This is a genomic window from Paraburkholderia panacisoli (assembly GCF_008369935.1).
Lineage (GTDB): Bacteria > Pseudomonadota > Gammaproteobacteria > Burkholderiales > Burkholderiaceae > Paraburkholderia > Paraburkholderia panacisoli.
The window spans coordinates 1-26,675 of sequence record NZ_VTUZ01000076.1; the positions used below are offsets into that span (position 1 = coordinate 1).

22 protein-coding genes and 5 pseudogenes are annotated in these 26,675 nt (G+C 58.1%); 9 read left to right on the forward strand and 18 right to left on the reverse strand.

Going from position 1 to position 26,675, the window contains the following annotated elements:
- From FVF58_RS48000 to FVF58_RS48010, 3 genes are all read left to right on the forward strand, one after another.
- A partial coding sequence (locus FVF58_RS48000; RefSeq protein WP_281291361.1) for a sodium/glutamate symporter occupies window positions 1-697 on the forward strand: 697 nt, incomplete at its 5' end.
- Window positions 698-1,454: 757 nt separating this feature from the next.
- Complete coding sequence (locus FVF58_RS48005) at window positions 1,455-2,600, forward strand: hypothetical protein (protein ID WP_149676529.1); 1,146 nt, start codon at window positions 1,455-1,457, stop codon at window positions 2,598-2,600.
- 896 nt (window positions 2,601-3,496) lie between these two features.
- Window positions 3,497-3,802 carry a hypothetical protein gene (locus tag FVF58_RS48010; RefSeq protein WP_188131199.1) on the forward strand — a complete coding sequence of 102 codons (306 nt, stop codon included), beginning with the start codon at window positions 3,497-3,499 and terminating at the stop codon, window positions 3,800-3,802.
- A gap of 180 nt (window positions 3,803-3,982) precedes the next feature.
- Here the strand turns inward: FVF58_RS48010 and FVF58_RS48015 are convergent.
- Together FVF58_RS48015 and FVF58_RS48020 are read right to left on the reverse strand one after the other, a co-directional pair.
- Window positions 3,983-5,425, reverse strand: a pseudogene (locus FVF58_RS48015) (IS1182 family transposase).
- Window positions 5,426-5,667: 242 nt separating this feature from the next.
- On the reverse strand, window positions 5,668-6,024 hold the full coding sequence (locus tag FVF58_RS48020; protein ID WP_149676530.1) for a SpoIIAA family protein: 357 nt from the start codon (window positions 6,022-6,024) through the stop codon (window positions 5,668-5,670).
- Between the two features lie 792 nt (window positions 6,025-6,816).
- Between FVF58_RS48020 and FVF58_RS48025 the strand changes: the two genes are divergently transcribed.
- Complete coding sequence (locus FVF58_RS48025) at window positions 6,817-9,261, forward strand: two-partner secretion domain-containing protein (protein WP_149676531.1); 2,445 nt, start codon at window positions 6,817-6,819, stop codon at window positions 9,259-9,261.
- 311 nt (window positions 9,262-9,572) lie between these two features.
- On the opposite strand, the pseudogene FVF58_RS48030 reads toward FVF58_RS48025, so the two are convergent.
- From FVF58_RS48030 to FVF58_RS55115, 5 genes and pseudogenes are all read right to left on the reverse strand, one after another.
- Window positions 9,573-9,719: pseudogene (locus FVF58_RS48030) on the reverse strand (IS30 family transposase); the annotation flags it as partial.
- 149 nt (window positions 9,720-9,868) lie between these two features.
- A complete protein-coding gene (locus FVF58_RS48035) occupies window positions 9,869-10,114 on the reverse strand; it encodes a hypothetical protein (protein WP_149676532.1) in 246 nt (81 codons plus the stop codon).
- A 569-nt stretch (window positions 10,115-10,683) separates the two neighbouring features.
- A complete protein-coding gene (locus FVF58_RS48045; RefSeq protein WP_149676534.1) occupies window positions 10,684-11,109 on the reverse strand; it encodes a hypothetical protein in 426 nt (141 codons plus the stop codon).
- Window positions 11,110-11,731: 622 nt separating this feature from the next.
- Complete coding sequence (locus FVF58_RS48050) at window positions 11,732-12,073, reverse strand: HVO_A0114 family putative DNA-binding protein (protein ID WP_149676535.1); 342 nt, start codon at window positions 12,071-12,073, stop codon at window positions 11,732-11,734.
- A gap of 12 nt (window positions 12,074-12,085) precedes the next feature.
- Complete coding sequence (locus tag FVF58_RS55115) at window positions 12,086-12,391, reverse strand: toxin-antitoxin system TumE family protein (RefSeq protein WP_223191235.1); 306 nt, start codon at window positions 12,389-12,391, stop codon at window positions 12,086-12,088.
- A gap of 86 nt (window positions 12,392-12,477) precedes the next feature.
- Here FVF58_RS55115 and FVF58_RS52130 point away from each other — a divergent pair, with 86 nt between their 5' ends.
- Window positions 12,478-12,741, forward strand: coding sequence for a hypothetical protein (locus FVF58_RS52130; protein ID WP_188131200.1), 264 nt, complete (start codon window positions 12,478-12,480; stop codon window positions 12,739-12,741).
- Window positions 12,742-12,838: 97 nt separating this feature from the next.
- Window positions 12,839-13,534, forward strand: coding sequence for a phosphatase PAP2 family protein (locus FVF58_RS48065; RefSeq protein ID WP_149676536.1), 696 nt, complete (start codon window positions 12,839-12,841; stop codon window positions 13,532-13,534).
- 364 nt (window positions 13,535-13,898) lie between these two features.
- Here FVF58_RS48065 and FVF58_RS53880 read toward each other — a convergent pair whose 3' ends face one another.
- The 5 genes and pseudogenes from FVF58_RS53880 to FVF58_RS48090 form a co-directional block, all read right to left on the reverse strand.
- Window positions 13,899-14,480 carry a transposase family protein gene (locus FVF58_RS53880; protein ID WP_246217553.1) on the reverse strand — a complete coding sequence of 194 codons (582 nt, stop codon included), beginning with the start codon at window positions 14,478-14,480 and terminating at the stop codon, window positions 13,899-13,901.
- Window positions 14,481-14,839: 359 nt separating this feature from the next.
- Window positions 14,840-15,304, reverse strand: a complete 465-nt coding sequence (locus FVF58_RS48075; protein ID WP_149676537.1) for a PRC-barrel domain-containing protein — start codon at window positions 15,302-15,304, stop codon at window positions 14,840-14,842.
- Between the two features lie 318 nt (window positions 15,305-15,622).
- Window positions 15,623-15,736, reverse strand: a pseudogene (locus tag FVF58_RS55120) (NADPH-dependent FMN reductase); the annotation flags it as partial.
- Between the two features lie 565 nt (window positions 15,737-16,301).
- On the reverse strand, window positions 16,302-16,625 hold the full coding sequence (locus FVF58_RS48085) for a DUF4148 domain-containing protein (RefSeq protein WP_149676538.1): 324 nt from the start codon (window positions 16,623-16,625) through the stop codon (window positions 16,302-16,304).
- A 336-nt stretch (window positions 16,626-16,961) separates the two neighbouring features.
- A complete protein-coding gene (locus FVF58_RS48090) occupies window positions 16,962-17,942 on the reverse strand; it encodes a GNAT family N-acetyltransferase (protein ID WP_246217554.1) in 981 nt (326 codons plus the stop codon).
- Window positions 17,943-18,339: 397 nt separating this feature from the next.
- Here FVF58_RS48090 and FVF58_RS48100 point away from each other — a divergent pair, with 397 nt between their 5' ends.
- A complete protein-coding gene (locus tag FVF58_RS48100) occupies window positions 18,340-19,566 on the forward strand; it encodes an MFS transporter (RefSeq protein WP_149676539.1) in 1,227 nt (408 codons plus the stop codon).
- A gap of 644 nt (window positions 19,567-20,210) precedes the next feature.
- The gene (locus FVF58_RS48105) at window positions 20,211-20,501 is read left to right on the forward strand and encodes a hypothetical protein (RefSeq protein ID WP_149675871.1); all 291 of its coding nucleotides are present in this window, start codon (window positions 20,211-20,213) and stop codon (window positions 20,499-20,501) included.
- Window positions 20,502-20,862: 361 nt separating this feature from the next.
- On the opposite strand, the gene FVF58_RS53895 is transcribed toward FVF58_RS48105, so the two are convergent.
- A complete protein-coding gene (locus tag FVF58_RS53895; protein WP_149676546.1) occupies window positions 20,863-21,141 on the reverse strand; it encodes a hypothetical protein in 279 nt (92 codons plus the stop codon).
- Window positions 21,142-21,869: 728 nt separating this feature from the next.
- On the opposite strand from FVF58_RS53895, the pseudogene FVF58_RS48115 reads away from it, so the two are divergent.
- Window positions 21,870-23,088 (forward strand): annotated as a pseudogene (locus FVF58_RS48115) (ISKra4-like element ISBte2 family transposase); the annotation flags it as partial.
- Window positions 23,089-23,257: 169 nt separating this feature from the next.
- Here FVF58_RS48115 and FVF58_RS48120 read toward each other — a convergent pair.
- From FVF58_RS48120 to FVF58_RS48135, 5 genes and pseudogenes are all read right to left on the reverse strand, one after another.
- Window positions 23,258-23,644: an MAPEG family protein gene (locus FVF58_RS48120; protein WP_149676547.1), complete on the reverse strand. Its 387-nt coding sequence runs from the start codon at window positions 23,642-23,644 to the stop codon at window positions 23,258-23,260.
- Window positions 23,645-23,749: 105 nt separating this feature from the next.
- Window positions 23,750-23,938: pseudogene (locus FVF58_RS53900) on the reverse strand (IS630 family transposase); the annotation flags it as partial.
- Window positions 23,939-24,287: 349 nt separating this feature from the next.
- Window positions 24,288-24,500, reverse strand: coding sequence for a hypothetical protein (locus tag FVF58_RS48125; RefSeq protein ID WP_149676541.1), 213 nt, complete (start codon window positions 24,498-24,500; stop codon window positions 24,288-24,290).
- A 161-nt stretch (window positions 24,501-24,661) separates the two neighbouring features.
- Window positions 24,662-25,285, reverse strand: coding sequence for a TetR/AcrR family transcriptional regulator (locus tag FVF58_RS48130; protein ID WP_149676542.1), 624 nt, complete (start codon window positions 25,283-25,285; stop codon window positions 24,662-24,664).
- Between the two features lie 153 nt (window positions 25,286-25,438).
- Window positions 25,439-25,852: a hypothetical protein gene (locus FVF58_RS48135; RefSeq protein ID WP_246217556.1), complete on the reverse strand. Its 414-nt coding sequence runs from the start codon at window positions 25,850-25,852 to the stop codon at window positions 25,439-25,441.
- Between the last annotated feature and the right edge of the window lie 823 nt (window positions 25,853-26,675).

Sequence of the window (26,675 nt, forward strand, 5' to 3'; positions counted from 1 at the left end):
CATGGGCGGCGTACTCGGTGGACCGGTTGCCCGGCTGCTCATGCGCCGTGTCCGCACCACTGAACCGGCGCAAGAAGGCGATCAACCAACGCAAGCGGTCGTATTCGAAGAGCCGAAGGCGGAACAGCCGACCACACCGGGGGCCTTCATCGCTACGCTCGCAATGATTTCAGTATGTCTCGTCGCGGGCGAATTCGTCTATGGACTGCTGGCCGGAACGTCTTTTGAATTGCCCCCTTTCGTTTGCGTGCTATTTGTCGGTGTCTTCCTGAACAATGTTCTGGCATTAGCGGGAATACGGCCCGCACAACACGCAATCGCATTGCTGGGCAATGTCAGTCTGGCGCTTTTTCTCGGCATGGCGCTGATGACCCTTGACCTTTGGGGACTCGCTGCACTCGCGTTGCCTGTTATCGTTATCCTCGCTGCGCAGACGGTCCTGATGATTGCCTACGCCGTCTTCGTGACCTTCCCGGTCATGGGCCGCGACTACGACGCGGTCGTCCTGTCGGCCGCTCATTGCGGCATAGGGCTAGGTGCAACTCCAACCGCCATCGCCAACATGCAGGCTGTCACCACGCGGTTCGGGCATTCCCACGTGGCGTTTCTGATCGTCCCTATGACCGGGGCTTTCTTTATCGATATCGTCAACGCATTGGTAATCAAAGGGTTTCTTATGTTGCCGATCTTCAACTGACAATTAAAGCGCATTGTGCAGTCGTGGCCCTGCATGTTCCATACGGGCAGCCCGAACCGCGATCGTCAACAATCTATGGTATCTCGGCGACCGGCTGCTTCTGGCCGGTAGTTCCTGTTCACGTTAGGTGCCAGTGAGCTGCCATTGAGGATCTCAACGACCGCTTCGTAGAGCGCTGTCGAATTGGCATTTTCGGTCGGGAAGCGTCATTCGCTCGCACCGTTGCTCAGTCGTTGAAGCGTCGGATCCACACATAAAAGCAGCGTCACGTCACGATGCATTTCCAGCGGGCAATTCCTTTCTCGTTGGCATCAAACCACAGAGGCCATCTCTTGTGCATATGCATATGCATCTGCTGTACCTACGAAATATCCCATTTGCATTTCATCAACGCCCTCAAATTCTTTGTTTTACGAAACATCTGTGGACTCGTTCCGTTAAGATCTGCATCGCTTAACCGTTAACATCCATGCGTACAAATCCGACTCATCGCGATTTTTATGCGCCGCGAATAAGATCATGACTGAAAATAATGAAGTAGTAGACGAGCAATTTTTGAACATGTGGTGAAATATCCGAACTGGATATTATGAAAAGGAGATTGCTGTACACATTGAGCAAATTGGCAATCGAATCGACGCGTTCAGACAAATGGCGCGCTTGTAGCAGAGGTCTGCGGTGCTCGATGTGAAAGGTCTCCCGAGCAATTTTTCAGGGCTACACGCGGGAACCATTAAATAACCTATAGGAGTTGTTGATGAATTTACTTGACGCACAAAATTTTCTTATCAATTTTGTATTTAATGATGCCGTCCATCCAGCCCATCTGGCGCCCATCAATGTTGCGACGGCCAATTACGTGCTGAGGAATCAAGCCGTCATGGCAAATGCCATCAACAACCGATTCACTCGCATGCGAGAATTGCTTCAATTCCTCGACAAGGGATATCCCATGTATCAACGCGGAGATATCTTGATGGCGGTCAATCATATCTTCAATCTGCGCCTTGCGCGCATAGATGACGTCAGTCGCTTGTTGACTTCTCCACACCTAACTAATAAGTGTCTACAACTAAGGCGGCTCCCGATTGCTGACCTTCAGCGCATTCAGGCGTTTTTCGTTGCCGCGCAACTCGTTCATCCTCTCGCGGAAATCGAACGCGCTACTCGCATAATCGAGCTTTTCCCAGGTAACGGGGCGTCGGACGTACTCGACGTATTGGACGAGATGACAGCACAGTTGCCAGGGGCTCCGATAGCTCCGACAGCACGAGTTCTAGCGACTACACGATTGGGTCGTCTACTTCCAACATCAATGCCTGACTTGATCCGAATAGTTAAGAAATACCCGGGATGGTTATTTACTGGGTTTACACGCTGGGGCCCAGGAAATCACGCGACTCCTCAGGAAAATTATGAGGAGCATTTTAAGAAACATGTATGTAATTCTTCCCTGGCATTTCCCGAGGAAGCAGTGTTTTGGTGGGGTGCTTTGAACATAAGTCTAACAATAGCCGATTTGCAAAATCCAGCACCGGACCCCGTGGAGGCAGCACTTTTTGATGTGGATGGGACGCTAGGCAGACGCGGCCGCGAGACGTTCCTTCGTGCGCACCTGCATTCCCGAATGCCGCTCATGAATACCTTGCTTGCGAAATATGGGCCGGTCTATTCAGAGTATGCGATGCGCGCTAGCCGGGAAATGGGGAATGTCGCAATTGAGTCCGACGGGAGCATGGTGCTGATCAGCAGCTTTTCTGGCCATGTCATCGTTTTCGGCCGATTCGACAGTGATGTCTCTAATGAAACCGGGCTCTCAACTTGCTATTTCGTTTTGCAACCCCAGCGACCGGTCAAGCTTAATCGCGATAAACCTACCAAAATAATGTCCATGCACACCTGATCGTTGCGGCACCCGCTTAACGGCATTTAGGGATGAAGCGGGTTTTTATCGCGACCCTAGCAAAATTCCGCTTTCAATCAGACGTATGCTGACTACCCCAATCGCTTGATGGGCTCCGCGGCGTAGAGGATGAACCTAAGGAACGTCTGCACAACGCGTTTTCAGAGCGCCGACGTTTTGCCACTTGTACCAAGTCAGCCACGAGAGTCTGCGATAGGTTTTTGTCCGACTCTTGAACCGCTACGCCCCCTGTTTGCTGAGACTTGTGGCCTCAATCTCATGCTGGATGACATTCAAAGGCTCTGCGGGTACTGCCGATCTGGCGCGCATGAATCTTCGAGATAGGTTTCGGCGGCAGACGTCATGGGCTATATGCCCAAAAAATGCAGCAGAATTAGAGGCCACTTAGGTAATCTGCAGAATTGTTGACGAACTAGACGAGTGTGTTGAACGTCTCTTCCTGGCCCGACCGCTGCCTTACGGGGTCGCCCGAAATCGTCCCGTTGCCGACACTCAGATGTCGGCGCTGGCGAGGCGGCTATGGGGTGCTTTCTAGCCGTTCGCGCTTCAGCAGCCGCGGTTGCCAGATTCATCGCAACGGAAGGTTAGCAAGGGTCTGGTTATCGACGACGGTCTGCTGCCTGGGGAGGAGACGCAGACGTTCGGATCTCTATGCGATCGCCCACGCCACCGTCCACAGATGGCCAGCCGGGTCTTGCCTGTTGGGATCCGCAGGACACGACCCGTTCGAGTCAGTCCCGATTCGCAAAAATCACACCTCCGCTACAAGACAATCATCTCGGCGGAGTGGTAACGTCGTGCCGGCGGACCCCTGCGTTTGTAAGGTCGCTGTGCAACACTTTGATGTCACCCTATCGTCGAAGCAGGTGAATGCGATGGATCAGCCACGTACTGTCATTACCGCCCCCATTCTTTGCGCCGACTCGGCGGTCTGGTTTTCCGCCTATGGGTTCGGCTGGGGATACTGCGCCTTCGCGCTGCCATTTGAAGTCGTTTGCGAAGAGCTTGGCGCTCGCAATGAGACTGTACAGCAGGTGCGACTCGCGTTCGAATTGAACAAACGCCGAATTCTAAGGACCGTGCAACAATTTGGAGCAGCATCTGCAACAGGCGAGCGCATAACACTCTCGGTCGCAGATCTTCAGCGCGTGACGCCCGAACTCGACTACTTCGGAGCATAAATGCCAACAGACTGCGCTTGGCCGACCTCTGCCTGACAGCAATCGGCCGCACGCGACCCAGAGTGTGTGGAAACTCCATTTTTGCCGCTGAGCGCGCGATTGCTGGTCGGATCGATCGAGTTTGATACGTCGAGCATGCACTAATCAAACATCGCTAGCACAACAAAGCCCCTCGGGGCTTTAGCTTCCAGCCATCTTCATGGCCTTCATCGTTCCCGCAACGCCAAGTATGTTCATGACCCGCTTCAGGTTGTAGGCCAACACCTGAAGGCTCATCTCCGTACTCACGCGTCCGAGCGTCCTGGTCAGGAAGTGTGCGGGACCCATCCAGTGCTTGAGTGTACCGAAGACATGTTCGACAGTACTTCGGCGGATGGTCATTACATCGGGTTTCCGGTCGAGCCGCCGCTGCATGGCTTCCAGTATGTTTTCGTGCTCCCATCTTCGGATGCGGCGATAGTCGCTGGGTGAACTGGGTGAACATCGCTCAACGCGGGCAGGCGCTGGGCCAGTAAACCCGCAAATTCAGATCATGCTCAACGGTAGTAAATCGAAGGATGGCTCGCTCGCCAGCAGGACATCGATACACATCGCTTTTTGCCACGTAGACAAAGTCGGCCTTGGTGAACAGACCTTTCTTCCGCGATGCGGAGGTGAGTGGCTTGGGAACGTATGCACTGATGCCGTTCAGATCACATGCCCGTATCTCGGGGCCGCTGAAGTAACCTCGATCAGCAACAACCTTCAGCTTCGATCTGCCCATCGCGTCCTTCGCAGACAGCGCCATTCTGCCGAGTTGTCCGTGATCGTTTCCGAAGTTAGTTACCTCGTGCTCAACGATCAGGTGATGTTTAGTGTCTACGGCGGCCTGAACGTTGTAGCCCACTATGCCGGAGCCTCTTCCGCTGGTTGCCATGGACCGTGCGTCCGGATCCGTCATCGACAGCTGTTTGTCCGGTTGCTTTTCTAACTGCTTCCTGACCTGTGCGAGCTCACGCATCTGCTGGCGCAAGCGGGCGATCTTCTCGTACAGGCGAACGGTCTTCACATCGAAACCTGTTGGACTGGTCCGGTCTTCGGTTTCAATCAGGTCGAGATATCGCTGTACGCTTTCCTCGATCTGCTGCTGACGCTTGTCGATCTTGCTTGCCGTGTAGTTCCTGTCACGGCTGTTTGACGCCTTGAACTTGCTACCGTCGATGGCCACCATGTCACTGGATAGCAGTTTCAGGCCGCGACACAGTTCGACGAAACGCCGGCATACGTTGCGAATGGCTGCGCCGCTGTCACGGCGAAAGTCGGCGATCGTCTTGAAGTCCGGAGCCAGACGTTCCGTTAGCCACATCAGTTCGACGTTGCGCTAACATTCACGCTCGAGACGCCGGCTCGAAGGAATCCGATTCAGGTAGCCGTAGATATAGATCTTGAGCATCACACCTGGATGATAGGACGGGCGGCCCGTGATCGCTGGCGTGGTACCGTTGAAACCAAGTCCGCAAGGTCCAACTCGTCGACAAAGGCGTCTATGACTCTGACCGCGTTGTCTGGTCCGATGTAGTCATCGACACATTCGGGAAGTAGTGCGACCTGCTTGCGGTCATCGCCTTCAACGAATCGCTTCATGTGTCGCCCGGTCTGAGTGCGTTGATTCAGTTTAGGCGATCAATGCGTTTTCACACACTCTGGGTCGCGTGCCGCCGATCGCCGTCAGTCAGTGACCGGGTCTCAGAAAAAATCGAACAGGCGCTCACGCCCCCTTAGCCGCCAGTGCAAGCTAGAGCGCGAATGCCAATGGCATCTTGATTGCGCAGGTCAATCGCGCTCTGACGTGCAGCCGGACTGCTACGAACTTCGCCAGGCGGCACTCAGGTGTTGATCCAGACGCGCGCCTGCTCCAGTTCGTTGACGTGAAACGCCTTGACTTCGGCTTTCGTAAAGAACCGCGCTAGATGCATTGAGGCACGGATCCAGCCCGCATCGGCCACCACGGCGGCGCGCGTGACCTTGCGGGCCACGGAAACGCCGAGCGTTATATCGGTCCACAGCGCCTTCGGCTCGATGCCGGTGAAATGCTCGATGCGTTCGAGCACGCGGGTCTTGCCGTTCAGTTCGAGATCACCACGCATGCACTCGATGGCTTCGCGCAGATCGTGGTCGGTGATTTTGCCTTCGACGGAAATTTCGATGACAGGGGAATCGGGCTCGGTGTGATACAGGATCATGGCAAGACCGCCTGGCTAGGGAGACGTTTCACGCTCAGGCGCGGCGCGGATGAGCCTGGCGTTCGATAATTTCTTCACGATACCCCTTTTCACACGGCTCGGTTAGCCAGGTTTAACGCCGTTTAGAGTACGCTGACGGCCCCGTCCCGTTACCAATTTCCCGCCCTTGCGACACGTGTCGCTGCATGGCCAGCCGTTTGGTTGGAGTAAAAGCAGGGACGTGCGGCGTCTCGCGGCCACAAACCGTCGTTCGTTTTGACCGCCGACGTGACACCTCGGCGACTGCTTTCAACTAGATAACGGACCATCGCAAGGCGAGATGAGCAATGGGCCAGTTGACTTTAGCCAGCGACCTAATTGTTTAGAAAGCTTCCGGGTTAAGAAAACTTGAGCACAATTATGCGAATCAAATTATGAAAACTTGTTGTCCGTTCGGAAGCTCACATTTCGAATGCGAGAATAACCGGCCAGCTTAGAAGATGTCGCCTAGTGTTGGATGACCGCCGCGCAGTGCGAAAGATTTTATCCACCGCGGAAATCTCTGTTTGACGGGGAGCAAAAATGGCTAAGGTGTCATCCGCTGAAGTTCGGAGAGCAGCCGGTTATGCATTGAAGACTTGGGATAGGAACCCTGACTGGCTTCAGTCCCGCGCTGAGGATGTGCCGCCTCAAGTAATCGACGCCGTCAAAGCCGCGCCCATGCGGGATCTTTACACGTGTTCAATAGGAAAGTTCCGGGCGGCGCTGCGGGTTGTTGGCAACTCGTCCGCGCCCACGCGGAAAGGGGAGTGTATGACACGTCCAGGACTATCTCGGCCCCCGCGACGCATACCGCATCGTCAGCATTCAGCCGGACGCATCTGGCTCGCGATCGGCATTTCGCTCGCTGAACTCTACTCGATGCAACTGGCCTGCGCGGGGGGCGTCCTACCAACGGGCGGCCGTTACGTCGCCGGCACCGGTACGATAGTGGGCGCGAGCAACGGACTGGTGATCACACAACCCGGTTCGACACGCGGTGTGATCGACTGGAACAGCTTCTCGATCGGCGGGAACAACAGCGTGACGTTCAATAACGGCACTGGCGCGACGCTGAACCGGGTGACGGGTGGTTCACCCTCCGCCATCCTCGGCAGGCTCAGCGCAACGGGCAGCCTGTATGTGATCAATCCGCAGGGCGTCGTCGTGGGGCCATCCGGTACGGTGACGACGGGCGGACGCTTCGTTGCATCCACACTGGACGCACGCGACAGCGCGTTCATGAACGGCGGCGCGCTTATTCTGTCGGGCAATTCGGACGCAAGCGTGATCAACCTCGGCAAGATCGGTTCGACCGGCGGCGACATATTCCTGATCTCGCGACGCGCCGTGATCAACGCTGGCACTATCACAGCGCCGAACGGCACGGCCGAACTGGCCGCCGGCGAACAGGTGCTGCTGCAGGACTCGGCCAGCAGCAAACAGGTGCTTGTGCAGACCGGCAGCAAGGGTACGGTCGTCAACGGCGGAAGCATCGCAGCCGCGCAGATCAGCCTGCAGGCCGCCGATGGCAACGTGTTTGCGCTCGCCGGCGGTGGCACGCGCATTCGGGCGACGGGCACGGCGAATCGCGACGGCCATGTGTGGCTCGTCGCCGACAGAGGTCGGGTCGAGCAGTCGGGCGTGATCATGGCCACCAACGCGGACGGCAGAGGCGGAACGGTCGATACCGACGCGGCGCAAACGGCGTTCGGCGCCACGGCAGCCGTGCATGCGGGCGAATGGAATCTCTCGACGCCCGCCTTCACGATCGACCAATCCGCTGCACGCGCACTGGGCGGCAGCCTGAATTCGGGCACTTCCGTCGCTGTGACCACGACACACGCGACAGGCGCGACGGGAGACATCGGCGTCGCATCGAACCTGAGCTGGAGCGGTCCCGCTTCGCTGACGCTCGCCGCGTACCGCGACGTGTCGATCGGGAGCGGCGCGAAGATCGCGAACCAGGGCGCTGGCAATCTCAGCTTGCGCGCCGACGCAACCGGCATCAACAACGACGGCAGCGTCACCAACCACGGCACGCTCGACTGGTCGAAGAGCACCGGTACGCTGAGCGCTTTCTACGACATGAACGGCAGCTACGTTGCCGGTACCCAGCTGAGCAACGCGGCATGGGTGCCCCCCGCATTCAGCGGCCTGGTTAAGCAGATCACCGCGTACAAGCTTGTGAACTCCGTGACCGATCTGACGAACGTCGCCAAGGATCTCAGCGGTAACTACGCGCTCGGCAGGAACATCGATGCGAGCGCGACGAGCAGCAGCCCCTTCGCTCCAATTGGCAACGTCGACACACCGTTCACTGGGCAGTTCGACGGACAAGGCAAGGCGATCGCCTCGCTCACGCTGGGCGGGTATTTGGTATACGCGGACGATCAGCCACAGCCACTAGTGGGCATGTTCGGCGCGATCGGTACCCAGGGCGTCGTACGCAACCTCGGCATTTCGGGCACGGCGAACTCGGCTAACGTGAGCGGGCTTGTAGGGTTCCCGAGCTTCGATATGGGCATACTCGCCGGCCTGAACAACGGTACTGTCGTGCGCGTGAACACGGCCGGCACGGTGGCGACCAGGAATCCCAGCGCGAGCCTTCCGGTCGACTTTTCGATAGCCGGTGGGCTCGTGGGCGTCAACGCCGGCTCGATCCTGCGTTCTTCGAGCAGCGCCGACGTAAGCTCGGGCGGGGTGCTCGGTGGACTGGCGGGCGCGAATAGCGGCCTGGTCAGCCAGTCGTTCGCCACGGGAGCTGTCGCATCGTCGGGTTATGTCGCGAGGGGCGGTGGCGGCCTCGTCGGCTCTAACAGTGGCACGATCAGCCAGTCTTATGCAACCGGCTCTACATCGTTTCCGGGCTGCCGCGCCGGTTCGCAATGTGGCGGGGCCGCCCTCGTCGTCGATAACTCAGGAACAATCACCCAGTCATTCGCAACCGGTCCGGTGAACCAGCCGTTGTATGGACCGATCGGCATCGCGCGGTCCAATTCAGGCACGATTACGAACGACGTGTACTGGGATACCAACACCACGGGCGCCACAATCGGCGTCAAATATGGTACGCCGATTCCCGCGGCGAACGAGCTGACCACCGCTCAGATGAGCACGCCGGCCTCGTTCGTGGGGTACGACTTCGGTCCGACAGGGGTATGGGCGATGCCCGCTGGCGCGACGCATCCGGTGCTGCGCTGGCAACTGGCGCAATGACACACGCGGAGTCAGTCAGTAGGGCTGTTCGCGAGCTTTCGACGCGGGATGATCTTGCCCACGAATCTGCGTCAAGGCACGCGTCCGCAAAGGCCGCGAACACGCCAACGATTTCGCCTCACGAATGTCCGCTGCTCTCGGAGACGAGCCGCGCAGGTCGCAACCGGGCGACTGGCTGAATCGGGTCGGGAGTGTGAGTTCGCTGATGCAGGAAGCTGACGCCCAGCGGCTCGATGCCGCTGACGTCAGCAATCCGCCATATCGCTGACGTAGTACCCACCCTATCCCAATGTCCGCATTGGCCGGCGGATTCAACCGGTGGATGCAATAGTTTGCTGAAATCGTTCGGCGGGCGTCTCGTAGTTCAGTGCCTTTCTCGGACGCTCGTTCAATCGTTTTGCCACGGCATTGAGTTTTGCCTACGAATACACTGACTGGTCGGTGCCTTTGGGGAAGTAGGACTCCCCTTCGCCCGCATCTATCAAAGTGAATGCTATCCAGGGGAGAAAATGTTTCTGAAAGATCCAAACTGATATCCAGTACAGCCAATTTGCGATACTGGTCACCGCCCTGGACCACGACTCAATTGACGCGGGGAGTACCCTCCTCACATGTCCATTTCAACGACCGACACCCAATAGTCGACCATATCAGCGGGCGTGTTCTCGAACATATTCAGAAACACGGCCTGGACCTGGTAAAGAACGCCATGTTGCTTATCCGGGCCGAGCGTCACGAAGTCGCCGCTCGCAAGCGGCATCGGGCCGGGCCTTGTGATCTGCTGCACCATCGCTCCCTCATCCTCGTTTTCGGTATCCAGGACAAATGTGTAGCTGTAGGTCATAGCCGTCATAAAAGTCTCCGTTCAAAGCTCGCATCTTACCCACCGCATACCGCACACGATCGCTCCACAGTTCGAGCGAGCAGATCTCGCGAATGAACGCATAAAGCGTACGAACGATTCCAGCCATCAGTAGGGCACAATGACACGGGCGTCAGCCCCGGCGAACAGTTCTTGCGGACGATCGTCTGGCTCATATCATTCAAATTGATGGTCCGGATGGACGTGAAAATGCCGAAGCGTTCCGACGGAACTGATCGACTTGCGCATTTAGACCTCCCTCCCGGTATCGATGATTCCAGCAGCAGGACCCCGTGAGCTTCTTGGAGACCATTTCGCGGCGGACCCGAAGCAGCCGTTCGCTTTTCCTGCTCGTGGTCCCGAAGGTCGGCTAACGACTCTTCGAGCGTATCCGCTGCGTCCAGGTGCAGTTGCACGACGGCGTCATTTAACGGCTCGCCTGATGGCATCCTGCGCGACTCGGCTGAGTCACGTAGCAGGTTAATCGCAGCCCGCAGTGCGAGTGCTGGGGTCAATTTCGACATGGTTTGCTTTTCCTCGGTATGCCAGGCCGTCGCCGATCACTCTGCGCCTGGCGCTTCCTTGTCCAGTTCGTTGTAGCCCTCGGCGGGGTCATCGCCGATCACATCCTCAAATTCGAGCGATTCGGGGAAGACGTCGAGCGCCGCCTCGGTTAATTCCTCGGCCAACGCGCTGATTGAATCGATCCATTCCTTCGTCGCGATTCCCTTGTCGCCGTTCTGCCAGTTCGCCGACCTATCATCGAATTCATCTTCAAGCTCACGATGCACGTCATCGAGCATGCCCCGCGCCGCATCGACCTTTTCGTTATATGCCTCCACGTCTGGTTCCAGCTTCGCACGTGCAGCCGCAACCGCCTCATTGAACACACGCACAGACTCTTCCAACGTACTCCGCTGCGCCGTCAGTTCGCCGAACGCGGCATCGATGCGCTTCTGATCGGCGGCTTTGATCTTGAATGCCATGCCTGTCCTCTTTCGTGATACCCGAGTCCTGCTGCTGGGCCGCGTCATTTAACTCACGATCGCCAAGGCTTTTCCATGCTCCAGATTCACGCTCTACTGCTTCTGCCAGCCCATGCGCCCATAAGCTCCTGCGCAATCGTCAATCTCGTGTTGAGCGATGATCGGAAAAATTCCCGGCGTCGTTGCATTGCATTGAGCCACTTTGACCCTTCTTGGGGTCACGAAAAACCGCCGGTGATGCACATCCGGCAAGCATCACCGCGACAACGATGATCGATCGATTCGTGTTTTCCCTGTCCATGATAAGTTTCGCGCTGCTACGACGATTCTGCCTGGCGTTTCCTTGCGTTAGGCGCGCGGCGATCGCGTCACTCCTGAGTCGCGGTATAGCAACTCGGCGCCGTTTTTGCTGGAGGGGTTCCTTGCCAACAACGCTTCATTTCGCCTGTGTTCGTATCTAATCTCCACGCATTGCCGCCGCTATCTACAGCCAGCTGGTAGTGGCCTGCTGCCGTGGGCGATGTATCACGCGATGCTTGGCCGCAGCCAAGGAGGATCAGGGATAGCGCAATCGGGATGAGTTTCATATGGCCTTTCCGTTGTCTGATCAACTGTTAGACCTTCACGCTGCCTTGAGCATGAAATCGACGTGCACGGCGTCATATGGAAACTCAATCGCGCCGTCCGCGTTGCGCTCCAGAACACCAACGCTCAGCAACGCATGCACGTCCCGGTGTACGGCTTTGACATCCCGATCAACGCGTCGCGAGATTTCCCTGATGGAAAGCGGTCCTGCTCCGGTAATCGTTTGAATGATGTTCCAGCGCAATTGCGTGAGTGTTTGAAACAGCAGTTCCGGTGAATCGAAGGTTATGAACGCTCCTTGTGCTTTGCCATTCATGGCGGCAAGGAAACGCTTCGTGACAGCATCGCGAGAAGCAACGCCAAGAGTGACTGTTTTCACTGCGACCTCCAGCTATCTATGTCTGCCCAAAAAATCAGCGATTAGCTGCTCGGGCGATGAAAACTCATAGGGCGTTTCAGACTTTCCGACGTGCCGGTGATCACCCTTGCCTTGTTCGTTGCCGTATCGCAAGACACAAAGTCCGCTCACGACAAACGCGAGACTGTACTTGAAAGAGTGCGTGCTTCCGCGTACCGGTGCAGGCACCTTCCAGACCAGCAATTCAGCAAACGCTTCCCGGTCTACGGTGTGACGCTCTTTGAGCAAAAGAGTTGCTTTCATGTTGGACAGTATGACAACACTCTTTTGTGTTGTCATACTGTCCAACACAGAGGTGTTCGAGCCTCGTAACGTGCGCCGTCAGACGGTACGTTACGAGTACAGGATGAGCCGAAATCCTGGCCGTGCGCCGCACGCAGATTGATTTCATCGGAAAAAATGCCGGAAAGATTCTTGTAATTATCCTCGGTATTGTGTTCCAGGCTGGCGGCCGGCTAGCCTATTTGACAAGATCGTCCAGGCGTTCGTCATCGATCCCCCGCAGGTTCAAGATGGGCCATCACGTCGGCGGCGGGAAACAATCGCTGCACCGCCTTTTCGCATCGTTCACCTTTCGCGTCGGCGAACGGACCGCGCTGCCGATGATCGGATGCGCCGACAGCAAATAAAGTCAGTGAAAGTTTTGTGAGCTAAGCCGCATTTCTTTGTCGCTTGCTTGGATTATGCTGAGCCTCTTCGCGACTATCACATATTTGTTGCAAACAAATGAACAGCTTCGATTCGTCCATCGAAACATATCTGTCCAACATTCACTTCGGTCATTTCGCGACCCAGTCCATAGAAGCCATCACCGACTGGTACACCTTCAAAGGCCTCGTACTCATTCCCGTGCTGTGGTGGATGTGGTTTCGGCAAGACGAGCGCCGCGAATGGCGGCGAGAGATGGTTCTCGCGACGGTTCTCAGCGGCCTCGTCGCGCTTTTCGCAGGAAGAGTGATGACTCACTGGTTGCCGTTCAGAGTGCGCCCCATCTATAGCACCGAACTGCATCTGCACTTTCCAAGTGGCGCGACCAACGACGCACAACTGTCAGGCTGGAGTTCCTTCCCGAGCGACCACGCGATGCTATGGATGGCGGTCGCCACCGGCATCTTCCTCGTGTGGCGGGGCATCGGTGTGCTAGCGATTCTCTATGCCGCGCTGGTCGTTTGCCTTCCGCGCGCGTGGCTCGGCTTTCACTACCCAACCGATTTGCTGGTGGGCGCCGCCGTGGGAATCGTGATTACCTTCATAATGACGCGAGATGCGATCCGCACGCGCTACGCGACTTGTGTGCTTCGATGGATCGAACGCTATCCGGGACCTTCAGCGATGCTGGCCTTTATTCTGTGCCTCGAAATCGTGACGCAGTTCGACGAACTGCGCAAGTTGGCGAGCGGTGTGTCCCAACATCTTCTATGAACCGCGAATTGCGGCGTACGACGCCGACAGCACTGCTAATCCCCGACCGTTATGATCGGTCTATCGCGCCGGCAATCGCGATCAGCAGCCGAAGTACGGCGATTCTTGCGAACGCGGAATGAGTGATTACCGTCGACGCTTCATTTTAACGGCCGGTATGGAAGAGCGTGAATCCATACGCCTGTATCGTCCTCGGCGCGGCAGGCAAGAACCGGATCAAAAACCGTAGCTCAGCGCCTTCAGTTGCGGGCAATTGTCGCGACTCCGCACCGCCCGCCCACATTCGCCACGTGTCGGCCGGCGTCGCGCCGAGCAGCCCGCTATGTGCGGCGTGGTGGTATCGTTTGCCAATCTCGACCGTAAGCTATTGCTCAAACTCCCGTGGCGTCAAAGCCGCCGTCTTTTCGGACTGTCGCGCTTTGCATCCTTTGGGAGACGACCCAGTTTCCCCCGGCAGACCCCGCACCCGTTCCATTAGGGTCCGGTTAAAGCGCTCGATATGTCCACCGAAATGGGGACGCCGCACAGGACGATACATCAGGTGGATGCCGTATTCCCGGCAGTCGCTGCGGAGCGCCCAACTTTTGAACTCGGCAACATTCTCGAGATGCAGGACTTGTGGAATTCCTCGCATTAGCCATTCCGCGTCCACCTCAATCTTTTCAAGCCATGACCTCTTGCACAGCGCCGCTCTGGTCATGAGCAAACCCATCGTTGCCGCCCCAGGGCGGTCGATGCTCACGTAGAAACTCAATACGCACCTGGTCGCAACGTCCAGGGCAATGGTGAGCCAGGGACGGCCGATCATCCGGCTGTCGTACTCGCTTACCAGAAGCACATCCGCTTGTGTGTGGGCGACCTGGACTATCTCAAGGGGATATTTGGCGACGAGCGATCCCGGCACCTTCAGGGCATCAGGAAGCGCCGCGCGCTTCAAAGCGTCCAACTCAGGATGCCTCGCCCATCGCCGTCCGATCGTCGATCGACTCGGCAGTTGGAGTCCATCGAGCGCACGTCTGCGTCGAACCTCCAGTACAGGATCCGTCGCAGGATGGGCCAGTTGTCGTTGCCGTGGAAGCCAGACATGCACGACTTCATCGATCACCTTGTCAACTTCATCCCCCAGCCGACCGCCGCCCAGCGCCGGCCCTCGGCGATACGGAGCCACGGAGTTCGCGACGGGGTCCGCCAGGAATCTTCGGCGCAGATGGTATACCGTCGTCCAATGAACGCCAAGGAGTTGCCCAGCGACAACTGCCTGCTCCCGCGAGAGCGGTCCGCGCGCCAATGGCCGAAGCAACGCCGTCAGATATCATTGCGGCCAGATTCACCCACGCCTCTCGCACCTGACCAGTACGGGTCGCAGTTGTAATACTGATGCACCGCGGTACGCCAGGAGGCGTCCGCCATCGGGGGCCAATGGTCCTTGTCAAAGCCCGGGTCGTCCTTGATTTGCTGTGCGGAGATACTGACGTGAAAGCATTCTGCATCGGTATCAAGCGTCAGCGCGTTCCACGGAATGGCGTGCAGATGTGTGCCCGTTCCAAGAAATCCACCCTCTGAGAGCACTGCGTATCCGATTCTGCCGGCGCGTACATCGAGCATGATGTCCGAAATCTTGCCGACCTCCCCACCGTCCGATGAAACAACCATCGTAGCTTTGAGTGTCGACGCGGCCATCACGTCGGGGCCGGCCCCGTCGCCCGTGCCACTGCCAATAATTTGCGCGCCACCGCTGGCTGCGCTGACGTGCGGGTCCGATGTGCTCATGATCTTCTCCGGAGAGTTAAGTGGAGAACGTTATAAGCGCAACGAGTATGCCCGTGCCGGGCGTCACCCGGCATTGCAAGTGGCGCGGTTCTACTCGAGGCAAACTGGTATCACGACGGGCGGCCGAGCAGTCCTGAGAAGAAAACTGTCGAGAGAAAATCGAGAATCCACCCTGAAAGCTCGAGGTATCGATGGCCAGCGTTGCGCATCCATGTCAGAAAGGACTTATCCACCTGCATTGCTGGAAGCACGAGTTATCCACAAAATCTGTTCACAAATCTGTGCATAACTTGTCCTTAAGTTGTCCAGCGGAGCATTGGAATAGGCATCCCACGCGATGGCTTCAAGCCGCGCGAGCGATTCATTTTCGGTGCGAAACGCGGGATCGTAGAAGCGGGCCAGAAAACGTTCGCGGAACGCGTCACGCGGCATTTTATCGGTGACCTGGCCTTTGCGGACTTCGATCTCCCGGCATTCAGAAGACTGTGTCGAATCTGAGCTCATAGTGCCTCGCGTATGCATCGTCAGTTCTGGCAGCGAGCAACCCACATATCTGCTCGCACATGCCGACGCCTGAGCGAGCTTATGGAGGGGACACGGCGGCGGCTTCCATATGGCGACCGTCCGTCTTCAGGAAACTTCAAGGTTCAGTTTGCTTCCCTCCAATGAGCACGGCAGTGCGTCGTCGGAAAAATGAACGGCGGCTTTTCGCTAGGGCCGAACCCGGTCCGATGCGGACCTCGATCGATCGCTGATCGCAGCAGGGATGCGAAAGCCGTAATGCGAACTGTCGCGAGACTGGAAAAACGGACTTGATGAGACCGTCTCAACTCGACGATATTGACAGGGCGGATCAGTGGACCATCAAAACCGTGCCGCATCGGATGGACTCGTTGGGCGCGGACCCTTGGATGATTTCCACCGCACCCGCCAAAGGATCACGGCCGCGATGCGACGTGCAGTTAGTACGCGCCGCTGAGCCTGGAGTGGTTCGCATTCACCTTGGCTTCTCAGCCGGTTGAGGTTGCTGGCACTCCGTTTGGAACCAGTAGTCGACCAGGCGCTGTGCCGCTTGTAGGTCATCCGGGTAGTATGGATCGTCATACCACGGTGACGGGTCGTAGCCCGCTTTCCTCAGGGCAGCCAGTTCGCTATGGTGTTGCGCCATCGTAGGGGGTGCGTTGGTCCTGAGCGCCGCCAGGTCGCGGCACTCTGTTGGACTGAGGTGCGGCCCGGCATACGGCCTGCCGCCCGCGGCACAGCCGGCAAGCAAAAGCACCAGAGCGGGAAATATTGACCGTGTTCCTGGCGCCCCTCTCATAGTACCTGTCCTTCCCTACGATGGCGGCAGCCGGCCCGGTGGCATGCCGCCGCGCCCGTGACGATGCCATCTTGCTGCCGGTTGATACCTAGGAGCGTGACATGGCCGAACAGCACAAACCCGGCGAGAAGGATCAGACGTCTGGGATCCTTCGGTTTGATCTGCCTTGCGACGCGCAAGCATTGTTCCCGCCCGCTATTAGCAGCGCAGGTCAGCGAAGCGCGCCGCGAATGCTCACGCGAGGTCCGCACCCGTGCCTCCGCGTCGCTCCCCCGAAAGTGTCTGTTCGACCCGTTGCGAATATTCCAGCCCGGGGTCCCGGTGCCCGAAGCGACATCACATGAAGCCCGGGTTTCGCGGGAGATAGCGCGTCCAGTCGCCGCAGTCGCGCGTCGACATCAGCACCATCGGAAGTGCGAATCGCATGCCTTGGCTGGCCGCGATCGCCAGTGCATCGCTCGTCCCGGGAACGAACACGGAGATCTGCTTTGCATCCCCCGCGACGGCCATTGCCAGTGCCGCCCGGAATGCACCAGGCATCGCATGCGCGCGCATGACCGCCAGGGGACCCACGTGGCCCGTTGCTGCAACGTACGCGTAGCCGACAAGCTCGCTCCCTTCTTCGAGGAAAACACCTTTCATCCTGGGATCGCCCAGCAGGTACCGGTGATGCTTCTCTCGCGAAACACCCAAGGTTGCCACGTCGATCTGCCGCAGCATCTCGAGATCGACGGCAGCCGTCCGGATGGGGGTCGCGCAAAGCGCGGGACCATGCGCCTGACGCAATGATTCACGTTCGGCGCTGCACAAATGGATGGGCACGCGCGGAAACAAGCCGTGCCGCACGTACAGCCCCTGGGACACGACGTTGAAGGCGAACGTGATCAGGCTCTTTTCGGTCGCACCGGCCTGGCTCGCATGCCGCATGGTGCGGTCCAGCAGTTCGTTGCCGATGCCCTGTTCCTGCCGGCCGGGTGCAACGAACAGTTCCGCCAGGAACCAGAGCCGACCGCAAACCCAGCTCAGGGCGAAACCGACAATTTCGCCATCATCTTCGGCCAGCCACACTCCGCGTGGATCGTCTCGAAGGCAGAACGCCTGAAAATCCGAAGGCCGCGACGTAGCGATCGGCCCGAAACCGTGGCGGACGGTCAGATCGTTGATGCTGCGGGCAACCAGTTCTTCGGCGCGTGCCAGTTCGTCAGCGTTTGCAGGTCGGACAACGAGCGGCATGGGCACCTCCTGCGTAACGACGTCTAGATGTATAGCAGAAGGCCAGTGCAGAGCCAAGCGCCCAATCAATGGCTGCGCGGTCATTAGAATGACGGCCTTCTGTGTTGTGCGAACCGCAACTATTGTCCGACGCTGTCCCATACCCTTCAGCGTAGAGCCTAGCGCGTTCGACGCTTTCGGCGAGCGCGCGCAACAAGGCCGCGCCATCGCCGCGCCAAGTGCTGCCGTGCATGCAGGCCAGCGTTGTCGGCTGCAATGCAGCAAGGCGTGGGGAGCTCGATCGGTCTGGAGTTGCAAAGCGTTGAAACAAATTCGACAGCGCGTCCGCCCTGTCGATAGACGTAGTATCAGGTAATACCCGGCCGGGATGCCAGCGGCGTTGGATCACGCACGTGGCCGATGTAGACGGTGGATGAGCACCGGTTAGAACATCTGCGCAGCCGCGCCGGTGCCGATCAACGTTTCAGCGTGGAGTACGAGAATGAGCGGGGAGGTCCTCCAAGTGCAAGATCCCGACCGTTGGCGTGCACTGGCGGTGCTCGCCGTCACGCTCGTCCTGTCCATGACACCGTGGTTCTCGGCCGCTGCGGTGATTCCTCAATTGCGGGCGGAATGGGCTCTCTCCGTAAGTGCCGCCGCGTGGCTAACGATCGCGGTTCAACTCGGCTTTGTGTGCGGGGCACTGACCTCGAGCCTGCTGAACATCTCCGATGTCGTGTCGCCGAAGCATGTGATCGTGGGCGGAGCGATCGGCGCCGCCACCGCGAACGGACTGCTGGAGGTCGCAAGCGGAGCAGGCGTCGGAATAGCATTACGTTTCGCAACTGGTTTTTTCCTCGCTGGCGTCTACCCGCCGGCGCTCAAGCTGATGTGCACGTGGTTCCGCAAGGGCCGCGGGATTGCACTCGGGATTCTCGTTGGGGCGATAGTCGTCGGACAGGCGATGCCCCATCTCATCAACGGTCTCGGCGGACTTAGCTGGCGGGTGGTCATCTACGTAACCTGCGTGCTGACCCTCGCGGGAGGCTTGATCACCGTGTTCGCGGTGACGGAAGGCCCTTTCCCCTTCCCCAAGGCGAGGTTCGATCCCACGCAGGTGTGGCGCGTGTTCGCGAATCGGGGCGTCAGGCTCGCTTCGTTCGGTTACTTCGGCCACATGTGGGAATTGTTTGCAATGTATGCGTGGTTTTTGGTGTTTTTCTCGGAAGCATTGGCTGCCAGGGGAATCGCAGCCGGCCCGGCCGCGGCCTACGCGACATTCGCAGTTATCGCCGTCGGCGGGTTGGGCTGTTGGGCCGGTGGCATCCTCGGAGATCGGTGGGGCAGGACCAGGACGACCGCGCTCATGATGACTATTTCCGGCAGTTGCTGCGTGCTCATCGGGTTGCTGTTCGACTCGTCCACGTGGCTGCTTCTCTGTGTGGGCCTGGTGTGGGGCTTTACGGTGGTCGCGGACTCGGCGCAGTTTTCTGCGATGGTGACAGAGCTTGCGGACCAATCATATGTAGGAACAGCCCTGACACTGCAGCTTGCGATCGGCTTCATCCTCACGGTGGCAACGATCTGGCTCGTCCCGTTGCTCGCAGGTACCTTCGGGTGGCGGTGGGCATTTGCATTTTTGGCACCTGGGCCCGCTTTGGGCGTGCTGGCAATGCTGCGATTGAAATCGCTGCCCGAATCATCACACCTCGCTGGAGGAATCGGCTAATGACCAGCAACTCGAGGCTATAGTTTTTGAGGAAAGGGGCCTTCCACGAAATGCCGGTGCGGGTGCGCCTCAACAGTTCCTGTTGTGCGATGGAAAGGTACTGTGAGTCGGGCGGTCGAGGCCTTCGGTAGGCGGATTGAATTGTGAGGTGCTGACCTTCATGCCTGTCGCCTTGTTGAAGACCATAAGGCGCAGAAGAGCTTTCGATCCAGCGTGAAACGGGACGCTAGACTCGAAGGGCCGCTTCTGTTTGGCCGGGTTCGGTGTGATGCCGAACTTTTGCAGTCGACCATAACGAGACATTCGACCTTCAGACTCGTAGCCGGCGGCTCACACAGACCCGGATCGGTCCTCCGGGGCGGTTTCCCGCAGCTTGGCATAGGTCGCCGAAATTACCGCAGTACATGTCCTTGTAAGCGGCCATTTGTCTTACAACGGCTCTTCGCATTGCCGGCGATATGCGTTAAGAATCCCCGAATAGTGACTACACTTGATAGCACTATTGGGAAGCCGGTCTGCCGCACCTCGGTTTCCCCAACTCCTTCTCGTGCATACGCGTTGCCAGGTGAGGCAGCCCACCAGTCCGCACGCACTGTTCGTGCGGGATGTTCAATACCCTCTTAATCAAGAGGCAGGAGACGATCATGCAAGCCGTTTTAAGAACATATTCCGGAAAGGGTGCCAAAGAGTTATTTGACGTGCTGGAGAAGCGAGCGGCAGAAGTCGAAGAGCTACTGCGTAGCGTCAAAGGATTTGTAGGCTACACGCTGACCCGCAGCGACGATGGCGGATTTTCAGTGACTGTATGCAACGACAAAGCAGGAGTCGACGAGAGCGTTCAAAAGGCAAAGGACTGGATTGCGAAGAACGCGGCAGATGCAGGTGCGGCCGCGCCGAAAGTAACGGAGGGCTCGGTCATCGTTCACGTGAAATAGCTCTTGCCTCGCCGCGGACAGATGCAGACCTTCGTTCCATGTTGCGGGGTCCCCTCGCAGTCCGCCATATCCTTGGGCTTCGCGGCGAGTGTCGGTGCCACTGCGCAACTCATAGCGGAAGAATGAATGTTCTCGAGCAGACCACCTGTGCGTGGGTCGAGAGTCGCCAGTCGGTCGCGACCGAGGGCGCTTCCCTTACCTTGACGCGGCAAAGCCCATGTGGCGAGGTCAGCGACGGATACGATAGCTCGAAGGCCGCTCCAAGGGTTTCTTCTGACGTCGAGGCCTGCGCCCCTATCGGCTTGGAAGCGATGGTTCGGTCGCAGAGCGCTGGCTGACTCGCGCCCCGCGACCGGGCTCATCAATTGCCGCGATAAATCAAGCCGACGCTATCAGCCGGGGCACGCCCGCCAGACTGCGATCTGACCGATTCGTCACCGCCGACGCCACTATGGTTTTCGTCGACCACGCTTCCCGGGCTTACTTCCCCGGCCAACGTCTGAGCGCTTTGACTGCGTTGCGCTGGCTCGCCAACGTCGGGGCGATAGAAGGGTGCAGGGCCGTACCCGCTCGAGAATGCGGGAGCAGCCAACGAGGCAGCGCTTGCGACTAACAGAGTGACGGCAAATTTTGTCTTCATAACGATACGTTTGTTGAATACTCGATGCACCCATCTCAGGTCCATTTTCGGCGCGCTATTCAACGTTGATGGGAAGAGGTAAAAGGGCCAGCCGGCGCTGACAAAGATGCTCAAACGAACAACGCATTTCCCTTGGAATGTGAGCAATATTGCTGACGCCGCGGTGAAAGCACGAACCGTTCGTCGTTGCGCCCGCAGCTACCAAGCACGGGTTATGCCAAGCCCGATCCTCCAGCACGTTTCTATCGGGCACTGAGCGAGGACTCGAAACCTTATTTACTCGTAATGCTGATCTATACCGTCAGAAGTCGAAGAGGGTTTGAGCGTTTCACTGAAGAGAACGAAGCGTTAATTTTCCCATGAGGCTGTAAGCGGCTTCGAACCCCGATCAGGCGAGCGCAGACCGCGACACCAAGTGTCGGTTGATAAGCTCAATGAAATGTTGGTGCGGACGAGTTGTCGCGCTGGCCAACGGCCGTAGCTGGGCCAGTTTCCGTCGTTAGCCATTGTCGGCGCGCATGGTCACTCAAGCGGCTGCTCCGCTCAATTAGCGGACACGACAAATGCGTTGGCAAAATCAACGGACATCCAAGCGTGCACCTGTTCCTGAAACGCAACGCGTAGAAAGGCGTGAGAAACCGCTGATATGCCTTATTTTGGGGGCCAAATTGCAGTCTTGCATTTGCGTAATCTACGGACACGATTAGCAGTTACTACGGACTTCAACACGAAGTGCCAGAATCGTATCGTGCCCGTGCGAGATTTTTTGCCAGCTGGAGACGCCATATAGTCCGATGACAGAATATGTCCCTGAGCGCGCGACCGGTGAGCTGATTGCTCTGGAAGCGAAGCTCTCGGCACAGATGCCGTGTCGGCAGGCGGCCGCAACAATACGCGAGTTCTTACCGGTAAGGAGCACCCTGAATCACGTGACCATTCGGAACAGGGCGTTACGCGCCGGAGCTCGCGTTGAGGCCGTGCAACCAGCAACGCAGACCACCAGCTTCGACTACGATACCGAATGGACTCTGACCATTGACGGCGGAGTCGTCCGGGGTCGGCGTCAATCTGAATGTTCGAGCTTCGACTTGCTGACAGGGCCGCTGTTCGCCAAAGGCCAGATGTCCCGCACATTCGCATTTGTTCGAAATGAATTACCAGACATTGCCGCTCGTCTCCCCTCCCTCGATGAAGCGGCGACCGGCTCCTGCAGTCCGCGTTTATGCGTGATCGCTGATGGAGCCAACGGATTGCAGTCGATAGCTCAGAGCTTGCCGTTTTCTTCGAACTCCGTGCTCGACTGGTTTCACATTCCGATGCGCGTGCGATACCTTGAGCAGATCGTCAAGGGTATGCGTGTGACGACAGAATCGGAAAAGGCTGCGCGACGCGTACTGGTCTCCCGTATCGAGAAATTACGCTGGCGTTTCTGGCATGGCAAACCGGCGCAGGCGATCGAATGGATGAAAGGGATCTTGATCATTTGCCGTGTGCTGATAATCGAGACACCGGGGGCTGCAGAAAGTCTCGCACAACTTGATTACCCCGCGAGAAAGCTTGTCGCCTATGTAGAAGCAAATCAAGGATCGACAATCAACTATGGAGCGCGACATCGTCAGGACCTGTATCGACGGCGGAGTTAGCGGTCAACCAGGTGATCAATCAGCGTATGTGCAAGCGACGACAGATGTGTTGGTCACCGCAAGGAGTTCACCTCCTGGCTCAGTTGCAATGTGCGATGATCAACGGTGACCTCGTCGAGAGACTCGCCAAATACAAGAAGCCGGAGCCACCGCTATCGGACGATGCCGCGGAGTTTATCAAGCTCTTCGAGCGAACACCAAACCCAATATCCCTAGGTTTTTTAACGCTCCCCAACTTCGCCAGGAAATGTGTCGATCGGAGGCGCTGCGGCAGCTAATAGACAGATTGCTGTCCTGCAGCGCGGCATTGCGTGACAATCTGCTCGTGACCGAGGAGGCTGCGCAGTTGACGCTGGTGTTCGGCGGCGTAGTGTTTGGTGGGCAAAGCTGGCATGTCGGTCTCTCGATTGCGATGCGCCGGTTTGCCGCGGATAGCCCCGGAAACCCACGCGATCTCGTCTGTCCGTCGCATCTCAATGCAGCAGCATCGCACATAGCGCCATACCGGCCAGGTAGGTCCCGAGTGCGCCGACGAACCGGAAAGAGTTGGGTTTTGCCATCGTTGGCCATGCGACCAGTCCGACGACGAGCAAACAGCGGCACACGGTTGCCGCGACGATCAGCGACACTGTCGCCGTCGAAGGCGATCGCGCGCCAAGATAGAGAAACAGCAATGCGAGGAACGGGACGTATTCGGCCGTGTTGGCATGAGCACGGACAAGTTTGCGGAGTCGGTTCGCGGGATCCGGCTCGCAGCCTGAGCTGGTGCCCTCGCGAAAACGCATTACCGAGATGGACAATCCGAGGCCGAAAAGTAGAAGCCCTAGAACTACCACGCATGTGAGAGCAACGTTGTTCATTTGAACGAGTCTCCTTGGCAGGGAATCAACGAACGCAGGTTTGGAGGGCAAAGCTGGCATGTCGGTCTCTCGATTACGATGCGCCGGCTTGCAGCGGATGGCCCGGAAACTCCAATTGAACGGGCGTGCCGCCTGATTGTGCGCGCGGATAAACTGCTCGGTGCGCTCGCGCAGGCGCGCGGTGCTGATATGGTTTGCATGGCGCAGCATCCGACGCGTGTAGCGGGCAAACCACAGTTCGATCTGATTGACCCAGCTCGCGTGCAACGGCGTGAAGTGGCACCTGACGCGACCAGGGTCCGGGCGACGGCAACTGGAACAGTGCCTCGTCATCGGGAAGCGCCGGAGAGAAGGCGTCATTGAGCGCATCGCTCGCCTTGCCCGCTGCGCGTAGACGAAGGTGCGACTCACGCCTAGCCTCGCCGACAGTTCGCTGATCGTTTCCAATCCCGCGACGCCTGAACGGCCAGTTGCTTGCGTTCACTCTCAGACAGCTTCGCTGCCGCGCCAGCCGTTCGACTAATGCGCGCGCCGTGACTAAAAATGGGCTGCCATTGTTGGCCACGACAGCGCCATCAGGCGTCTCGCGTGTTACCCTGGTTCGAACCTCCCGAGCGGTTGCTTCGCCTCAGCGATAGCGCCGTCATACCGCGTTCTCCGACGGGTCTGTTGCAGGAAATGGATTGTGCCAGTCCATCCAGTCGTATGAGTCGCTGTGGTGCGCCCATGCCCAGTTCCTTGCCGGAGTGGGGTTGATCACCTCAACGTCATGGTTCGACGGCGAACCCACGTCGCTCCGATCATTCTTACCGCGTCGGTGATCGATATTCTGGAAATTCGTGTGGTCGTAAAACATGGTTATCTCCTTTGACAGCTTGACATACACAACTACCCCCGGCACGTTGCCCAAGCAGTTGTCTTCAATTTCATCCGCTGGATTTGGTCACGGATATTGTTGGCGCCCGCGATGGGCGTCCGACGCCCGCAGCCGCGCACGCCCCCGCGATGTTCGGCGAGCTATATTTCTTCCGATTGCCGCCACAACACGCACGAAAAAAATCCGGCAAGCACGGTCTGCATCACCTCGTCGCTCGCCGTCTGCGGATCGCACATTCTGGAAAACTGCATACCATCGCACAGGCTCACCAAGCCGAGCGCGAGCGCGTACGGTTGCAGGGGCAATGGACTGCCCTCGCGCTCCGACAACGTGCGGATGCAGGCGCTGATCTGGCCGAGCTTTTCGTGCTGGAACGCGTTAAAGCGCTCCTGAAACCCCGTGTCCCGATACGCGAGAAGTTTCGCTTCGACCCAAACCAGAAAGAAGTCTTGATCACGAAAATACTGGCTGTAATACGTAAGGGCGCGCGCCTGCGTTTCCGCGAGCGTGCCGCCTTCCTCCATGATCGCCCGCAGCTTGATCTTCGCGCTATCTTGGTCCCGGTGCAGCAGCTCAAGCAGTAGTTCCGGCTTACTGTCGAAGTTCGAGTAGAACGCGCCGCGCGTGTAGCCGGCCGCCTCGGCGATGTCCTCCACGCTTGTGGCGGCCAATCCCTTTTTGATGAACATCTTTCGCGCAGCCTCAAGCAGGCGCTCTCGCGTCTGCTCCCTGCGCTGTGCGTGTGTCAGGCGTTTCCGCTTCATGGCATAACGTTCTGGTCAGGTCAACATCTGCGGCGCCATCACATGCGCGCGCGTGGCGGATGACCGGTTGCGCAACAATTCACTCGACAAGGGAGTTGACAATGTCCGGCCCCAACCCCGACGGATCGCCCGAAATCCGGGTTGCTTCTTCACTCAGAATTGCTGCGCGCGCAGCGAATCGAATTCGGCGCGGCAAACGTCACTGAATCGGCCGAGGATGTCGATCGAACCGTCGGCGAGCATTTCGCGCAACTGAAGGAACGTCTTTTTGGGGGCGTGATAGGTGTCGACAATCTTCCGTCCAACCTGGTCCGCTTCGTTCGCAACCCCTGTCGAGGATTGGACACGCATACGGCTTATCTTCGCGAACAGACTGACGAGAGCAGCAACGTCCGGTTCATCGTGCTGAAGCGCGTGGACATAGCAATGCGACGCCTCCTCGATGAACTCCTTATAGAGGTCCTGCCGCCGGAGGCGGTCCTGTGCAAGCCACTCTGCCCTGGCCTGCGTTCGTTGCGTGACAACGGATGTCAGGCCAGCGATCGATGCACCGAACAGTGCCGCCATTGCCGATAGGAACGTTGCGTTCATCGAGTTGCCTCGGCGAGCTCTATCAACCTACTAGGTTTGATGCGGCCCGGCTTTCTGCCAAGGTATTCGAAGGCGTAAAAATGCCGTCGGTCGACGACGCACGAGCTCACCTCGGGCGCCGACTGGAGGTCGCGTCGACCAGCGCACCGAGGTAAGTCGAGCGAAGCCCGCACGGGGGGCGCACGGCGAGTGTCCCGGAAAGGGAGGGACCGCTGCGCGAGTTCAGCGGCCTCGTGCGAACTACTCCAGGGAATGAGTGACGCCACGAACGGCCTGACGCCATGGCCGCGATTGAGCCCCGTATGGAGGGCTCTGCACAATCGTTTCTCATACGACGCGAGCACGCCCCGTACACGCTTTTGCAGTACGGGCATGATGTTCGTGGCAACTCCCCGACTGCGCGACAGCCGCGTGGCTGCGTACATGTCAGCACCCTCCGTTGGGACCTCAGAATGATGACATTAAACTCAATATTGATACATATGTCAATACGGAAGATAGAATCTTCACTGAGATGAAGGCAACGCAAAATCGTCATGCCAAACAGCGGAATGACCGGACACGCAAGCGCCCCATCCAGGGACGCCCCTCACGGCACCGGAGACGGATGCGAGTCGAAGCGTACGTCGGCAGTTTTTATGGACTTCAACAACTACTACCTGAAGGCTATATCTACCGTAAGCACCCGGGGAAGGCATCTTGACAAGGGCAATCGCTGAAACGATCAAGCCGTGGTCGGCGTCCAGCGATGAGGAAGCAGTTGCGTGATGTCGGCGGCACGGTGTGTCGGCAAGCGCGT

Bases quoted from the DNA above. Each gene is read 5' to 3' on its own strand.
- FVF58_RS48005 (WP_149676529.1), top strand. From the start codon at position 1,455: ATGAATTTACTTGACGCACAAAATTTTCTTATCAATTTTGTATTTAAT.
- FVF58_RS48010 (WP_188131199.1), top strand. From the start codon at position 3,497: ATGGATCAGCCACGTACTGTCATTACCGCCCCCATTCTTTGCGCCGAC.
- FVF58_RS48020 (WP_149676530.1), bottom strand. From the start codon at position 6,024: ATGATCCTGTATCACACCGAGCCCGATTCCCCTGTCATCGAAATTTCC.
- FVF58_RS48025 (WP_149676531.1), top strand. From the start codon at position 6,817: ATGACACGTCCAGGACTATCTCGGCCCCCGCGACGCATACCGCATCGT.
- FVF58_RS48035 (WP_149676532.1), bottom strand. From the start codon at position 10,114: ATGACGGCTATGACCTACAGCTACACATTTGTCCTGGATACCGAAAAC.
- FVF58_RS48045 (WP_149676534.1), bottom strand. From the start codon at position 11,109: ATGGCATTCAAGATCAAAGCCGCCGATCAGAAGCGCATCGATGCCGCG.
- FVF58_RS55115 (WP_223191235.1), bottom strand. From the start codon at position 12,391: ATGACAACACAAAAGAGTGTTGTCATACTGTCCAACATGAAAGCAACT.
- FVF58_RS48065 (WP_149676536.1), top strand. From the start codon at position 12,839: ATGAACAGCTTCGATTCGTCCATCGAAACATATCTGTCCAACATTCAC.
- FVF58_RS48075 (WP_149676537.1), bottom strand. From the start codon at position 15,304: ATGAGCACATCGGACCCGCACGTCAGCGCAGCCAGCGGTGGCGCGCAA.
- FVF58_RS48085 (WP_149676538.1), bottom strand. From the start codon at position 16,625: ATGAGAGGGGCGCCAGGAACACGGTCAATATTTCCCGCTCTGGTGCTT.
- FVF58_RS48090 (WP_246217554.1), bottom strand. From the start codon at position 17,942: ATGACCGCGCAGCCATTGATTGGGCGCTTGGCTCTGCACTGGCCTTCT.
- FVF58_RS48100 (WP_149676539.1), top strand. From the start codon at position 18,340: ATGAGCGGGGAGGTCCTCCAAGTGCAAGATCCCGACCGTTGGCGTGCA.
- FVF58_RS48105 (WP_149675871.1), top strand. From the start codon at position 20,211: ATGCAAGCCGTTTTAAGAACATATTCCGGAAAGGGTGCCAAAGAGTTA.
- FVF58_RS53895 (WP_149676546.1), bottom strand. From the start codon at position 21,141: ATGAAGACAAAATTTGCCGTCACTCTGTTAGTCGCAAGCGCTGCCTCG.
- FVF58_RS48120 (WP_149676547.1), bottom strand. From the start codon at position 23,644: ATGAACAACGTTGCTCTCACATGCGTGGTAGTTCTAGGGCTTCTACTT.
- FVF58_RS48125 (WP_149676541.1), bottom strand. From the start codon at position 24,500: ATGTTTTACGACCACACGAATTTCCAGAATATCGATCACCGACGCGGT.
- FVF58_RS48130 (WP_149676542.1), bottom strand. From the start codon at position 25,285: ATGAAGCGGAAACGCCTGACACACGCACAGCGCAGGGAGCAGACGCGA.
- FVF58_RS48135 (WP_246217556.1), bottom strand. From the start codon at position 25,852: ATGGCGGCACTGTTCGGTGCATCGATCGCTGGCCTGACATCCGTTGTC.